This is a genomic window from Bacteroides sp. ET336 (assembly GCF_024733815.1).
GTDB classification, from domain to species: domain Bacteria; phylum Bacteroidota; class Bacteroidia; order Bacteroidales; family Bacteroidaceae; genus Phocaeicola; species Phocaeicola cellulolyticus.
Genome location: NZ_JANRHK010000013.1, coordinates 1 through 13595, shown reverse-complemented (window position 1 = coordinate 13595; position 13595 = coordinate 1). Strand labels below are relative to the sequence as shown.

The following is a 13595-nucleotide window of genomic DNA, read 5'->3' as shown; positions in this document are numbered from 1 at the left end:
CAAAAATAGGGACTTTTCTTAAAAAACCATTTTAATGTATGTTCTTTTTTTATTTATAATCTCTCTTTTTTGCAGTTCGCCACTATATTCTGTACGTTTGCCACTATTCAAGGTAACGTCTGTTTTTCATCATTATATAATCATTAATTTTGTATCAGACAATTGAAAGTTGAACATCTAATTTTATACGATTATGAAAACAAGATTAATGACATTAGTAGTTATGATGGCTGTTTCAATAAGCAGCTTTAGTGTAATGGCACAGAACGCTCAAGATGTACCTGCACAAAGACGTGTAAAACAGAAACCTACACCTGAACAGATGATGGACAGACATGTTAAGATGATGGAGAAAAAACTTGTGATGGACGATGAGACTGCTGCAAAATTCACTCCATTATATAAGGAGTATCTTCAGGCCATGAAAGACTGTCGTCCAGCTGTGAACAAGGATGTAAAAAAGGCGGAAATGACAGATGCCGAAATAGAAAAAGCTATTCAGGACAGATTTGATGCAAGACAGAAAGCATTGGATGTTCAGAAAAAGTATTTCAAGAAGTTCAAGGAAGTGCTAAATGCAAAACAATTGCAGAAAGTATTCCAACAGCCATGTATGGATGGAAAGATGAATCCTGATATGAGAGATCATAAAATGATGAAGCGTGGTGATAAACCTGGATGTATGAATCGTCCTCACTGTGACAAGTGTCCTATGCAGGCTAAATAAAATTTTTTCATAATATAACTTAGAAAAAGATCCTGTCAATCAAATATAGTGGTGACAGGATCTTTTCTGATATGAAGGTGCGTTTTCTCCAAAAAAAACATCTGTTTTTGGTGCGTTTTCCCTGTTATCTGTATTTCTCCAATATCTCCATAATATCCTTGCCATATTTCTCCACAGTCTTCTTGCCGATACATTTGACGCGGAGAAGTTCGCGCTTATTCTTTGGCATTAGGTTGGACAGGCCGATAATGGCTTTCTGCTGGAGCACTGTATATGCCGGCAGTCCTTGGTCGGCAGCCTCTTTTCTGCGCCATTCCACCAGTGCACGATACAGTTCCATATTTCCGATATCGCTGCTTTCAAACGGAATTTTCTTTTCTGTCTTTTCACGTTTTTTGCTTGCTGTGGCTTTTGTCTCTTCCATACTTAGTATGGCACGTTTGCGAAGAAAATCCTGTACGTGGAAACCTTTGTCGTGTACATGCTCCATGAGGGCACACTTTATTCTTACTGCATCCGTCAGTTCTTCGAATGCCGTTTCTATTCTTTTCCTTATTTCCTTGTTGTCCGATGTTATGTCCGTACTGTCCAGCAAGTCCTGAAGTGGCCTGAGCATCTCGGCAAAATATTGTGATGCGCTGTATATGCGCTCCTGTAGGGCTTTGTCAGTCTCGCAGTCGGAGGCCAGTGTGGTCATACGCGTGTATTGGTTTTCGAATTTGGAACTAACTTCCGTTATAGACTGTTTGAAGCGCTCGGCTTCATTCTTATACATTTCAAGCTGTTTGGGATATGTCCTGTACAGATGTTCGTCTATAAGCCTGATATAATGGTTGAGTGATATTTCCATCTGCCTGAATCCGAATAGCTGTTTCAGCAGGTCAGTGAAATACGCTCTTTGCATGGCAGAGCATTGCTCCATGGTAGGAGTGGTTTTGCGTTGTTCGTCGGTAAACGAATCTATCACCCTGTCGCTTATTACAGCTCCGGCAGAGATTGGCGAGCTGAGTACCAGACCTTCAAGAGTGCGGCATCGGCTCAGTGCGACATATGCCTGACCGTGTGCAAAGGATGATGAAACATCTATTATGGCCTTGTCGAATGTAAGCCCCTGACTCTTGTGGACTGTTATCGCCCATGCCAGTTTCAGAGGATACTGTTTGAATGTGCCTTCCACTTCTTCCACTATCTCTTTTGTCTCTTCATCCAGTGTGTATTTGGCATTCGCCCATTCGGCTTCTTCAAGATTGACCTTGGTTCCGGTTTCGTTTACAGTCACTTCTATTCCTTCATTCGAAATATTTGTAATGAGGCCTATAGTTCCGTTGGCATAACGGTGCATACCCGATATGTCGTTCTTCACGAACATCACCTGTGCACCTTTCTTCAACTCCAGTTCAAGTTCGGTGGGGTATGAATAGTCCGGAAAATTCCCCTCTATGGTCGCTTTGAACTTATAGCTGCGTGTAGGCAGTTCGTCCAGCTTTCTTTGGTTTATCTGCTGTGCCTGCACATTATGTGTAGTGAGGCGGATATATCCATCGTCATTATTAGGATTGAAGCCGGGTATATATCTGCTGTTCAGCTCTTTTATGTCATTGGCCGTACAGCGGTTTTCCCTTATGGCATTCAGCAAAGAGAGGAAGTGGGTATCACTTTGTCGATATACTTTCTTAAGTTCTATGGTGCAGAATGAAGTCTCTCTTAGCGCATGGCTTGAGAAGAAATACGGCGAGTCGTAGTATTCCGAAAGCATCTGCCACTCGTCGTTCTTGGCTACGGGTGGAAGCTGCTGTATGTCTCCTATCAGGAGAAGTTGCACTCCTCCGAACGGCTTGCTGTTTCGTCTGAAGCGTCGAAGTACATCGTCTATGGCATCCAGAAGGTCGGCACGAACCATACTTATCTCGTCTATCACAAGCAGGTCGATACTTCGCATGATGTTCAGCTTCTCCTTTCCGAAGCGGAAACGGTATTTGGCATCACCTCCGAAAGCAGTTCCCGGAATGTACGGTGCAAAAGGAAGTTGGAAGAAAGAGTGTATAGTCATTCCTCCTGCATTGATTGCGGCTATACCGGTAGGTGCAAGGATAATCATTCTCTTGGGAGATTCTTTTACCAGTGTCCTCAGGAATGTGGTTTTACCTGTACCGGCTTTTCCTGTCAGGAATATGTTTGTACCTGTCTGTGCTATCAGTGTATTGGCGAGTTCGAGTTCCGGATTTGTATTCATGTGCTATTCGCTTTAATTAAAGTCTATATGGCAAATATAATCTATTTGTTTCTTTCACAAACCGATAAAATTCATTTTTATTTTATCTATAAATATAACTTGTAATTATATAGACGAACCATATTGCTAATTTCTTATTTCGGGTAAATCCCTTATTTTTACCGTAACAGTCATGAAATAAGCACAAAAAATATTAACTTTACGCCGAAATTTCAATTTAACAAAAATGGCCATTATCATTAAGAAAGTCAGGACGAAGAAAGATTTTCGCACTTTCATTCGTCTCAATTATGAATTATACAAAAACAATCCTTATTCCGTACCTGATTTGTACGACGACATGGTGAACACTCTAAGCAAGGACAAGAATGCCGCATTCGAGTTCTGTGAGGCTGAATATTTCCTTGCATTTAAGGATGACAAACCGGTGGGTCGTGTAGCAGCCATTATCAATAACCGTGCCAACGAGACATGGAACAAGAAAGAGGTACGTTTCGGTTGGATTGACTTTATCGACGACGCGGAGGTGTCGAAAGCTCTTATCGATGAAGTGGAAAAATGGGGCAAGGAAAGAGGTATGGAATATATTGTAGGTCCGCTTGGATTTACCGATATGGATCCTGAAGGAATGCTTATAGAGGGATTCGACCAGCTGAGTACCATGGCAACTATATATAATTACCCATATTATCCTGTCCATATTGAGAAACTTGGTTTCGAAAAGGAAGCAGACTGGGTGGAATTCAAACTCAAAGTGCCTGAAAAACTCCCTGAAAAGTTTGTACGTATATCGGAAATAATTCTTCAGAAATATAATCTCAAGATCAAGAAACTCACCCGTAAGGAACTGAATGAGAAAAATTACGGTCAGAGAATATTCGATCTTATCAATGAGGCTTATGCTCCGCTTTATGGTTTCTCAAAGATGACTCAGGGACAGATAGACCAGTACATAAAGATGTATCTGCCTGTGATAGACCTCCGTATGGTATCGCTTGTGGAAGATGCCCAAGGTGAGCTGGTGGCAGTAGGTATATCAATGCCTTCATTGTCTGTAGCTCTTCAGAAAGCTAAGGGAAAGATGTTGCCTTTCGGATGGTGGCACTTGCTTAAAGCCCTGTTTATCAAGAAACCTAAGATACTTGATTTGCTGCTCGTAGGAGTGAAGCAGGAATATCAGAGCAAGGGTGTGAATGCGTTGCTGTTCTACGATCTTGTACCGGTATATAAGGAAATGGGATTCGAATACGGAGAAAGTAATCCTGAACTGGAAGACAATAAGAAAGTACAGTCGCAGTGGAGTGCATTCGAACCTGTACAGCACAAGCGTCGTCGCGCTTATAAGAGAAAAATAAATTGATACAGTTGACAAGTTGACTAGGTATTAGATACTAGGGGAACCTGGTCAACTGGTAACTCGTCAACTAGTAACTAAACTCAAAATACAATGGATGAACTGAATCAGAATATTAATGCTTCGGAACCTCAGGTGTCATATACGGAAGAGAACATCCGTCACTTGAGCGACATGGAACACGTGCGTATCCGTCCGGGTATGTACATCGGACGTCTGGGCGACGGCTCGCAGGCGGAGGACGGTATATATGTGTTGCTCAAGGAAGTGGTGGACAACAGTATTGACGAATTCAAGATGGGGGTAGGAAAGCGTATCGACATCACTCTGGAGGATAATCTCAGGGTGTCAGTGCGCGACTATGGCCGTGGTATCCCTTTGGGAAGCCTTGTGGATGCAGTGTCCATGTTGAATACCGGAGGTAAATACGATACCAAGGCTTTCAAGAAGAGTGTCGGACTTAACGGTGTGGGCGCTAAGGCAGTGAATGCACTGAGTGTGAAATTCATTGCACGAAGCGTACGCGACGGACAGATGCGTGAGGCAATTTTCGAAAGGGGAGAGCTGGTGAGTGATACCACTTCGACTACTGACGAGGAGAACGGTACGTTTATCTTTTTCGAACCGGACAATACCCTCTTCCTGAACTATCATTTCCGTCCGGAGTTTATCGAAACGATGCTCCGCAACTACACTTACCTCAATACCGGTTTGTCTATCTATTACAACGGACGGCGTATCGTCAGCCGTAATGGACTTGAGGACCTGCTGAACGACAATATGACTGCACAGGGTATATATCCTATAGTGCATATCACAGGCGAGGACATTGAAATAGCATTCACTCACAGTCCTCAATATGGCGAGGAGTATTATTCGTTCGTCAACGGACAGCACACCACTCAGGGAGGTACGCATCAGAGCGCGTTCAAGGAACATATCGCACGTACCATAAAGGAATTCTATGGCAAGAACCTTGAATTCCAGGACATACGTAACGGTCTGGTGGCTGCCATCGCGATAAATGTTATAGAACCAACATTCGAGAGCCAGACAAAAATCAAGCTCGGTTCGCTTACAATGGCTCCTGAAAAAGACTCTGACGGCAATCCTTATCCGCTTTCGGGAGTGAGTGTGAATAAGTTTGTTGGCGATTTCATAAAGGAAAATGTAGATAACTATCTCCACAAGCATCCTGATGTGGCAGAAGTATTGCTGCAGAAGATACAGGAATCGGAGAAAGAAAGAAAAGCCATTGCCGGAGTGACAAAGATAGCACGCGAAAGGGCAAAGAAGGCAAATCTGCATAACCGTAAGTTGCGCGACTGCCGCATACATCTGAATGATGTGAAGTCCGGCAAGAAGGACGAAGAAAAAGACCCGCGTCTGGACAGTGCCATATTCATCACCGAGGGTGACTCTGCCAGTGGCTCAATAACAAAGAGCCGCGATGTGAATACACAGGCTGTCTTCAGTTTGCGTGGTAAACCGCTCAATTCTTTCGGTCTTACCAAGAAGGTGGTTTACGAAAATGAGGAATTCAATCTCCTTCAGGCCGCACTCAATATCGAGGACGGTCTGGACGGACTTAGATATAATAAGGTGATTGTGGCTACCGATGCCGATGTCGATGGTATGCACATACGCCTGCTCATGATAACATTCTTCCTGCAGTTCTTCCCCGATCTGATAAAGAAAGGTCACGTGTATATACTTCAGACTCCTTTGTTCCGTGTGAGAAACAGGAAAAAAGGTACATACGTTACACGATACTGTTACACCGACGAGGAAAGACTTGCCGCTATTGATGAACTCGGACCTAATCCGGAAATAACCCGATTCAAAGGTTTGGGAGAAATTTCTCCTGATGAGTTCCGTAACTTTATCGGCGAAGATATGCGTCTGGAACAGGTGACTCTGAGAAAGACTGATGCCGTGAAGGAACTCCTGGAATTTTATATGGGAAAGAACACCATGGAGAGACAGAACTTCATCATTGAAAATCTGGTGGTAGAGGAAGACGTAAATTTATAGATTAAATGAAAAAAGCAATATTTCCCGGTACCTTCGACCCGTTTACTATCGGACACTTCTCGGTAGTGAAACGTGCCCTTACCTTTATGGACGAGGTGGTGATAGGTATCGGTATAAACGACAGCAAGCGCACATGGTTTCCTACAGAGAAACGTGTGGAGATGATAAGCAAGCTCTATGCAGACGAACCTAGAATAAAGGTTGCTGCATATTCAGGTCTGACAATAGACTTTGCCCGCGAGTGTGGCGCGCAGTTTATAGTGCGCGGCATACGTACAGTGCGCGATTTTGAATACGAGGAAACCATTGCCGACATTAACCGCAAGATGGCAGGCATAGAAACTATTCTGCTGTTTACCGAGCCGGAACTGACTTCGGTAAGCTCCACTATCGTGCGCGAACTTCTCCAGTTCGGCAAGGATGTAAGTCCTTTCCTGCCGGAAAGTATGAAACTTTAATCTTACTTTATCTACCTGGGAATACAGTAAAAAGGAGTTATACTTAATCTGCTGATTTTCAGGTATGTTAAAGACGCTGCAGATATTCAATATAAAATGGACGCACGCTTTGATTAAAACGGACGCCCGTTTAAACTGAAACGGACGCACGTTTTGACTAAAACGACATAGCGTTTTTGGGAGTCTCTTGAGGCCCTGATTCAGGTGCCTGTTTTTTCGCATTTGGATGATGTCATTTTGACCTCATCGTCTAAAAAAATAAGATATGAAACTGAAATTGTTTTTTACATTATCCTTGTTATTGGGAGCAACTTTTATGGTTGAGGCTCAGAATAAATTATTGAATTCTCCTGCCAGAAAACTACAGCTGGCAGAATTCGCCATTGCCAATCTATATGTTGACGATGTAGATGAAGACAAGTTGGTGGAAGACGCCATAATCAAGATGCTCGAGGAACTGGATCCGCATTCCACTTATTCCGATCCTGAAGAAGTCAAGAAACTGAACGAGCCGTTGGTAGGTAATTTCGACGGTATTGGAGTTCAGTTCAATATGGCTACAGATACACTTTTCGTTATCCAGCCGGTGTCTGGAGGTCCATCTGAGAAAGTCGGTATTCTGGCAGGCGACCGTATCATAGAAGTCAATGATACTGTAATAGCCGGAGTGAAGATGAGCACAGAGGAAATAATGCGTCGTCTTCGTGGCCCTAAAGGAACAAAAGTCAATCTGAAAATTATGCGTCGCGGAGTGAAGGAACTGTTGCCTTTCACCGTGAAGCGCGACAAGATACCTGTCTATAGTCTTGATGCTTCGTATATGATGACCAAGACTACAGGCTACATACGTATAAGCCGATTTGCAGCCACCACTGCCGATGAGTTTGAAGATGCATTGCATAAGCTTCAGGAAAAAGGTATGCGCAACCTTATTCTCGATCTTCAGGGAAACGGAGGCGGCTATCTGAATGCAGCCATCGAAATAGCCAATCATGTGTTGGAGAAAGGCGAACTGATAGTCTATACCGAAGGAAAGCGTAATCCGCGTACAGAGTTCAAGGCCCGTGGAAACGGCGATTTCCGCAATGGCAAGCTCGTGGTTCTGGTAGATGAGTTCTCCGCTTCGGCAAGTGAAATCGTTACGGGAGCCATTCAGGATTGGGACAGAGGAACTGTAGTGGGCAGACGTACATTCGGAAAGGGACTTGTGCAAAGACCGATTGACCTTCCTGACGGTTCTATGATACGTCTTACTGTGGCACGCTATTATACTCCTTCCGGCAGATGCATACAGAAACCATACGAAAGCATAGAACAGTATAACAGAGACCTTATAGAGAGATATAACCGCGGCGAGATGCAGAGTGCCGACAGCATCCACTTCCCTGACTCTCTGAAAACCAAGACATTGAAAAAAGGACGCATAGTATATGGCGGAGGAGGTATAATGCCTGACTACTTTGTGCCTATCGACACTACTTATTATACCGACTATTATCTGGCATTGCGCGACAAGGGAGCCATCGTGCAGCAAAACCTGAAACTGATAGACGCAAACCGCAGCGAATGGAAAGAAAAATACAAGACATTCGACCGTTTCAACAAGCGTTTTGAAGTTACTGACAAGATGCTAGCCGATCTGATAGCCCTTGGCAAGACTCTGGGTGTGGAATATAAGGAGGACGAATACAAGACTGCACTTCCTCTTATAAAAACTCAGCTTAAAGCCCTTATTGCCCGCGACCTATGGGATATGAACGAGTATTTCCAGGTTATAAACTCGATGAACGAAACGGTGCAGAAAGGACTTGAGTTGGTAGAAGATTAGTTACGAGTTGACAAGTTGACGAGTTGACAAGGCTACCATCCGGATGGAGAATCTCGTCAACTTGTAACTGAAGCCTTGTCAACTAATACCTGAAATCTTGTCCCCTCAAATTAAAGAATTATTTCCTTAATTGTTTGTAATAATGATGGAAATAGCCTAACTTTGCCAAGTCTAAGAACCATTAATAAGGACTATTTTAGTTTTAATTATTAAATAATTTAAAATCAATCATTTATGTGGTTAAGTAATTCATCTATTGGTAGGAAAGTGGTGATGAGCGTTACCGGTATCGCCCTTGTCCTGTTTCTGACATTTCACATGGCGATGAACCTTGTTGCATTGTTCTCAGGTGAGGCATACAACATGATTTGCGAATTCCTGGGTGCTAACTGGTACGCATTGGTTGCAACAGTAGGTTTGGCTGCCTTGTTTGTAATTCACATCATTTACGCTTTCTGGTTGACTATCCAGAACCGTGCTGCACGCGGTAGCGAACGCTATGCAGTGACAGCTAAGCCAAAGAACGTAGAATGGGCTTCACAGAACATGCTTGTTCTTGGTATCATCGTGATTTTGGGATTGGCACTTCACTTTGTCAATTTCTGGTACAAGATGCAGTTTGCAGAAATCGTAGGTAACCCAATGTTGGGCGGTCTTCACGCAACAGACGGTTACGGTTACATCATGCAGACATTCTCTAATCCTGTATTCTTCGTATTGTACCTCGTTTGGTTGGCAGCTCTCTGGTTCCACCTTACTCACGGATTCTGGAGCTCTATGCAGTCATTGGGTTGGAACAATAAGACTTGGATCAACCGTTGGAAATGCATCTCTAACATCTATTCAACAATCATCGTGTTGGGATTTGCTCTTGTAGCAGTAGTATTCTTCCTGAAAAACATGATGGGTTGCGGTGCTTGCTAATTGAAAAGTGTAACTGATTAAATTAAGAACATTATGACTAAAGTTTTAGATTCTAAGATTCCTGAAGGCCCAATAGCTGAGAAATGGACTAACTATAAAGCTCACCAGAAATTGGTGAACCCGGCTAACAAACGCCGCTTGGATATCATCGTTGTAGGTACAGGTTTGGCAGGTGCTTCTGCTGCCGCTTCACTTGGTGAAATGGGATTTCGTGTATTCAACTTCTGTATCCAGGACTCTCCACGTCGTGCACACTCTATCGCTGCACAGGGTGGTATCAACGCTGCTAAGAACTATCAGAACGACGGTGACTCTGTATATCGTCTTTTCTACGATACAGTGAAAGGTGGTGACTATCGTGCTCGTGAAGCTAACGTTTACCGTCTTGCCGAAGTTTCAAACAATATTATCGACCAGTGCGTGGCACAGGGTGTTCCTTTCGCTCGTGAATACGGCGGTACACTTGCCAACCGTTCTTTCGGTGGTGCTCAGGTATCACGTACTTTCTATGCTAAAGGTCAGACTGGCCAGCAGTTGCTTCTTGGTGCATACTCTGCATTGAGCCGCCAGGTAGGTGCCGGTACAGTTAAATTATATACTCGTTACGAAATGCTTGACGTGGTTTTGGTTGACGGCCGTGCTCGCGGTATCATCGCAAAGAACCTCGTAACAGGTAAACTTGAACGTTTCGCTGCTCACGCAGTAGTTATCGCTACTGGTGGTTACGGTAACACTTACTTCCTTTCTACTAACGCTATGGCATGTAACGTAACAGCTGCTATGTCTTGCTACCGTAAGGGAGCTATGTTTGCTAACCCTGCTTACGTTCAGATCCACCCGACATGTATTCCTGTACACGGTGACAAGCAGTCTAAGCTTACATTGATGTCAGAATCACTTCGTAACGACGGTCGTATCTGGGTTCCTAAGAAACTTGAAGACGCTAAAGCACTTCAGGCTGGAACTAAGAAGGGTAGCGATATCCCTGAAGAAGACCGTGACTACTATTTGGAACGCCGTTATCCAGCATTCGGTAACCTTGTTCCACGTGACGTTGCTTCACGTGCTGCCAAGGAACGTTGCGACCACGGATTCGGTGTTAACAACACAGGTCTTGCCGTATTCCTTGACTTCTCTGAAAGTATCGAACGTCTCGGTCTTGATGTAGTTCGTCAGCGTTACGGTAACCTCTTCGATATGTACGAAGAAATCACAGACGTTAATCCGGGTGAACTTGCAAAAGAAATCAACGGACGCAAATATTACAACCCAATGATGATTTATCCTGCTATCCACTATACAATGGGTGGTATTTGGGTTGACTACGAACTTCAGACAACTATCAAGGGTCTGTTCGCAATCGGTGAATGTAACTTCTCTGACCACGGTGCAAACCGTCTTGGTGCATCTGCATTGATGCAGGGTCTTGCTGACGGTTACTTCGTATTGCCATACACAATCCAGAACTACTTGTCAGACCAGATCACTGTTCCTCGCTTCTCTACAGATCTTCCTGAATTCGCTGAAGCTGAAAAGGCTGTTCAGGCTAAGATTGACCACCTGATGAACATCAAGGGTAAGAAGTCAGTTGACTCAATCCACAAGGAATTGGGCCGCGTAATGTGGGAATATGTAGGTATGGGACGTACTGCAGAAGGCTTGAAGACAGGTTTGGCTCGTCTGAAAGAAATCCGCAAGGAATTCGAAACAGAACTGTTTATCCCTGGCTCAAAAGAAGGTATGAACATCGAGCTTGACAAGGCATTCCGTCTTGACGACTTCATTACAATGGGTCAGCTTATCGCTTACGATGCTTTGAACCGTGAAGAATCTTGCGGTGGTCACTTCCGTGAAGAACACCAGACAGAAGAAGGTGAAGCTAAGCGTGATGACGAAAACTTCTTCTATGTAGCTTGCTGGGAATACCAGGGAAGCGACGACAAGGCTCCTGTACTTTATAAGGAACCATTGGTTTACGAAGCAATCAAAGTACAGACTCGTAACTACAAGAGCTAATTGAGCTAATCTGAGACGAAGTAAAACAATTTAAAGAAAAGAAGTAAAATGGATAAAAATATATCATTTACGCTGAAAGTATGGCGTCAGAACGGACCTAAGGACAAAGGTCATTTCGATACATTCCAGATGAAAGACATTCCGGGTGATACTTCATTCCTCGAAATGCTCGATATCTTGAATGAAATGTTGATTGAAGAAGGTAAAGAACCTATAGTATTCGACCACGACTGCCGTGAAGGTATCTGCGGTATGTGCTCATTGTACATCAACGGACATCCACACGGACCTGCAACAGGTGCTACTACTTGCCAGATCTACATGCGTCGTTTCAAAGACGGTGACACTATCACAGTTGAACCATGGCGTTCTGCAGGTTTCCCTGTAATCAAAGACTTGATGGTTGACCGTTCTGCATACGACAAGATTATGCAGGCTGGTGGTTTCGTAAGCGTATCTACAGGTGCTCCTCAGGATGCAAACGCTATCCTTATCCCTAAGACAGTTGCTGACGAAGCTATGGATGCTGCTACATGTATCGGTTGCGGTGCTTGTGTAGCTGCATGTAAGAACGGTTCTGCTATGCTTTTCGTTTCTGCAAAAGTCAGCCAGTTGAACCTTCTCCCTCAGGGTAAACCAGAAGCTTTGCGTCGTGCAAAAGCTATGTTGTCTAAGATGGACGAACTTGGTTTTGGTAACTGTACAAACACTCGTGCTTGTGAAGCAGAATGTCCGAAATGCGTTTCTATCAGCAACATTGCCCGCTTGAACCGCGACTTCATTAAGGCAAAACTGAAAGACTAATATCAGTCATATAGACAAATATCAAAATCCGGTTTCATTGGTTTGAAGCCGGATTTTTTTGTGACATTTTGTGCTGATTTTGCTATATATACTTTGCTTCCGGATTGTAATAATATGGTAAGTATATCTTTTAATGTGAAATATTTTTAAATGAATAACTTTTGTCAGAGAAATATTTGCAAATAATGCGTGTATGTTGTACATTTGCAACGTGATTTTTTTCATAGTATTAGATTTAAGGTTAACAAGGTACGGGGACAAGGCGTTGTCCCCTTTTTTTTATTATAATACTGCAGATTTCGATAATGCTTCCCTATAGAATTTTTTTTACGAATAAGAAATTTTAATGTTAAAGTTAAAAATGCAATAGTTAAATATAGTTAACGAAGTTAAATAGCTTTTTCTATTTTTATTGAGAAAAAATATTATATTTTTAGTGCCTGAAAACTAATTAGTAGAACCTATAAATTCTAAATATAACATGTGGTTTGTCATATTGTTACTATTGGTGTTCAATGCTTCACCCTCTTGGGCCTTGGGTGATGTAACGGGTACAATAAAATTGCGGGAGATATATGAGACCCCTGAACGTTTGTTGAATAGACTGGACAGTTTGGAAAAGAGCGGTTTTCAACCGACTTATAAAATAGATTTTCTCCGCAGTTATGCCTATTATTCAATGTCAAGGTTCAGCATCGCTTATGATTATGCCTTGTCTGCAATTAAGGATGATAGACTAAGAGAAGGTGAAGAGCTGTTTGATCGTATAATTATCTTATTGGCAGAAAATGCCATTTTCTCCTATAGAATTGAAGAAGCATGTAACATTGTGACAAATAGTCTTATGTATGCCGATAAGAATAACAATGAAATGTTGAAAGGTAATATGCTTTTCATGGAAGGCCTGTTATATCGGAAAATAAACAGCCTTGACAAAAGTTATGAGTATCTTAACCGTGCAATTGATATTTTGAACAAGGAACCGGGAATAGGAAATTTGTTAAGGATTTCTCAGATACAAGGTGTACTTTGCGATATATATATTGCTGATGGCAAATATAATGAAGCATGGAAGGAAGCGAGAAAAAGAGAGACGCTGCTTAGTGATTTACGCAGTAAAAGTAAGCTTCCAAAATTGGCGTATTGACTAGCATGGTTCTTTCCCATACCTTCGTGCTAAACTTAAAACTCGAAAGATTATGTTTAGCGAAAAAGAC

Annotated in this window: 10 protein-coding genes; 9 read left to right on the top strand and 1 reads right to left on the bottom strand. The window is 42.8% G+C overall.

Going from position 1 to position 13595, the window contains the following annotated elements; translation table 11 throughout:
* Positions 1–193: 193 nt before the first annotated feature.
* Complete coding sequence (locus tag NW213_RS11675; RefSeq protein WP_258322875.1) at positions 194–727, top strand: hypothetical protein; 534 nt, start codon at positions 194–196, stop codon at positions 725–727.
* 124 nt (positions 728–851) lie between these two features.
* Here the strand turns inward: NW213_RS11675 and NW213_RS11670 are convergent, their stop codons facing one another.
* Positions 852–2960 (bottom strand): HRDC domain-containing protein, encoded by a 2109-nt coding sequence (locus tag NW213_RS11670; RefSeq protein WP_258322874.1) that lies wholly within the window; start codon positions 2958–2960, stop codon positions 852–854.
* 226 nt (positions 2961–3186) lie between these two features.
* On the opposite strand from NW213_RS11670, the gene NW213_RS11665 reads away from it, so the two are divergent.
* From NW213_RS11665 to NW213_RS11630, 8 genes are all read left to right on the top strand, one after another.
* On the top strand, positions 3187–4320 hold the full coding sequence (locus NW213_RS11665; protein WP_258322873.1) for an N-acetyltransferase: 1134 nt from the start codon (positions 3187–3189) through the stop codon (positions 4318–4320).
* A gap of 87 nt (positions 4321–4407) precedes the next feature.
* Positions 4408–6348 carry a DNA topoisomerase IV subunit B gene (locus NW213_RS11660; protein ID WP_258322872.1) on the top strand — a complete coding sequence of 647 codons (1941 nt, stop codon included), beginning with the start codon at positions 4408–4410 and terminating at the stop codon, positions 6346–6348.
* 5 nt (positions 6349–6353) lie between these two features.
* Positions 6354–6806, top strand: a complete 453-nt coding sequence (gene coaD, locus NW213_RS11655; protein WP_154044722.1) for a pantetheine-phosphate adenylyltransferase — start codon at positions 6354–6356, stop codon at positions 6804–6806.
* Positions 6807–7071: 265 nt separating this feature from the next.
* Entirely contained in the window at positions 7072–8634 is a 1563-nt protein-coding gene (locus NW213_RS11650) for a S41 family peptidase (protein ID WP_258322871.1), read from the top strand.
* 234 nt (positions 8635–8868) lie between these two features.
* Positions 8869–9558, top strand: a complete 690-nt coding sequence (locus tag NW213_RS11645) for a succinate dehydrogenase/fumarate reductase cytochrome b subunit (protein WP_235339698.1) — start codon at positions 8869–8871, stop codon at positions 9556–9558.
* A gap of 33 nt (positions 9559–9591) precedes the next feature.
* A complete protein-coding gene (locus NW213_RS11640) occupies positions 9592–11574 on the top strand; it encodes a fumarate reductase/succinate dehydrogenase flavoprotein subunit (protein ID WP_204392579.1) in 1983 nt (660 codons plus the stop codon).
* A 48-nt stretch (positions 11575–11622) separates the two neighbouring features.
* Positions 11623–12378 carry a succinate dehydrogenase/fumarate reductase iron-sulfur subunit gene (locus NW213_RS11635; RefSeq protein WP_204444126.1) on the top strand — a complete coding sequence of 252 codons (756 nt, stop codon included), beginning with the start codon at positions 11623–11625 and terminating at the stop codon, positions 12376–12378.
* 481 nt (positions 12379–12859) lie between these two features.
* Positions 12860–13525, top strand: a complete 666-nt coding sequence (locus tag NW213_RS11630) for a hypothetical protein (protein ID WP_258322870.1) — start codon at positions 12860–12862, stop codon at positions 13523–13525.
* Positions 13526–13595 lie beyond the last annotated feature (70 nt).

Excerpts from the sequence above, each read along its gene's own strand:
- NW213_RS11675 (WP_258322875.1), top strand. The coding sequence starts at position 194 with ATGAAAACAAGATTAATGACATTAGTAGTTATGATGGCTGTTTCAATA.
- NW213_RS11670 (WP_258322874.1), bottom strand. The coding sequence starts at position 2,960 with ATGAATACAAATCCGGAACTCGAACTCGCCAATACACTGATAGCACAG.
- NW213_RS11665 (WP_258322873.1), top strand. The coding sequence starts at position 3,187 with ATGGCCATTATCATTAAGAAAGTCAGGACGAAGAAAGATTTTCGCACT.
- NW213_RS11660 (WP_258322872.1), top strand. The coding sequence starts at position 4,408 with ATGGATGAACTGAATCAGAATATTAATGCTTCGGAACCTCAGGTGTCA.
- coaD (WP_154044722.1), top strand. The coding sequence starts at position 6,354 with ATGAAAAAAGCAATATTTCCCGGTACCTTCGACCCGTTTACTATCGGA.
- NW213_RS11650 (WP_258322871.1), top strand. The coding sequence starts at position 7,072 with ATGAAACTGAAATTGTTTTTTACATTATCCTTGTTATTGGGAGCAACT.
- NW213_RS11645 (WP_235339698.1), top strand. The coding sequence starts at position 8,869 with ATGTGGTTAAGTAATTCATCTATTGGTAGGAAAGTGGTGATGAGCGTT.
- NW213_RS11640 (WP_204392579.1), top strand. The coding sequence starts at position 9,592 with ATGACTAAAGTTTTAGATTCTAAGATTCCTGAAGGCCCAATAGCTGAG.
- NW213_RS11635 (WP_204444126.1), top strand. The coding sequence starts at position 11,623 with ATGGATAAAAATATATCATTTACGCTGAAAGTATGGCGTCAGAACGGA.
- NW213_RS11630 (WP_258322870.1), top strand. The coding sequence starts at position 12,860 with ATGTGGTTTGTCATATTGTTACTATTGGTGTTCAATGCTTCACCCTCT.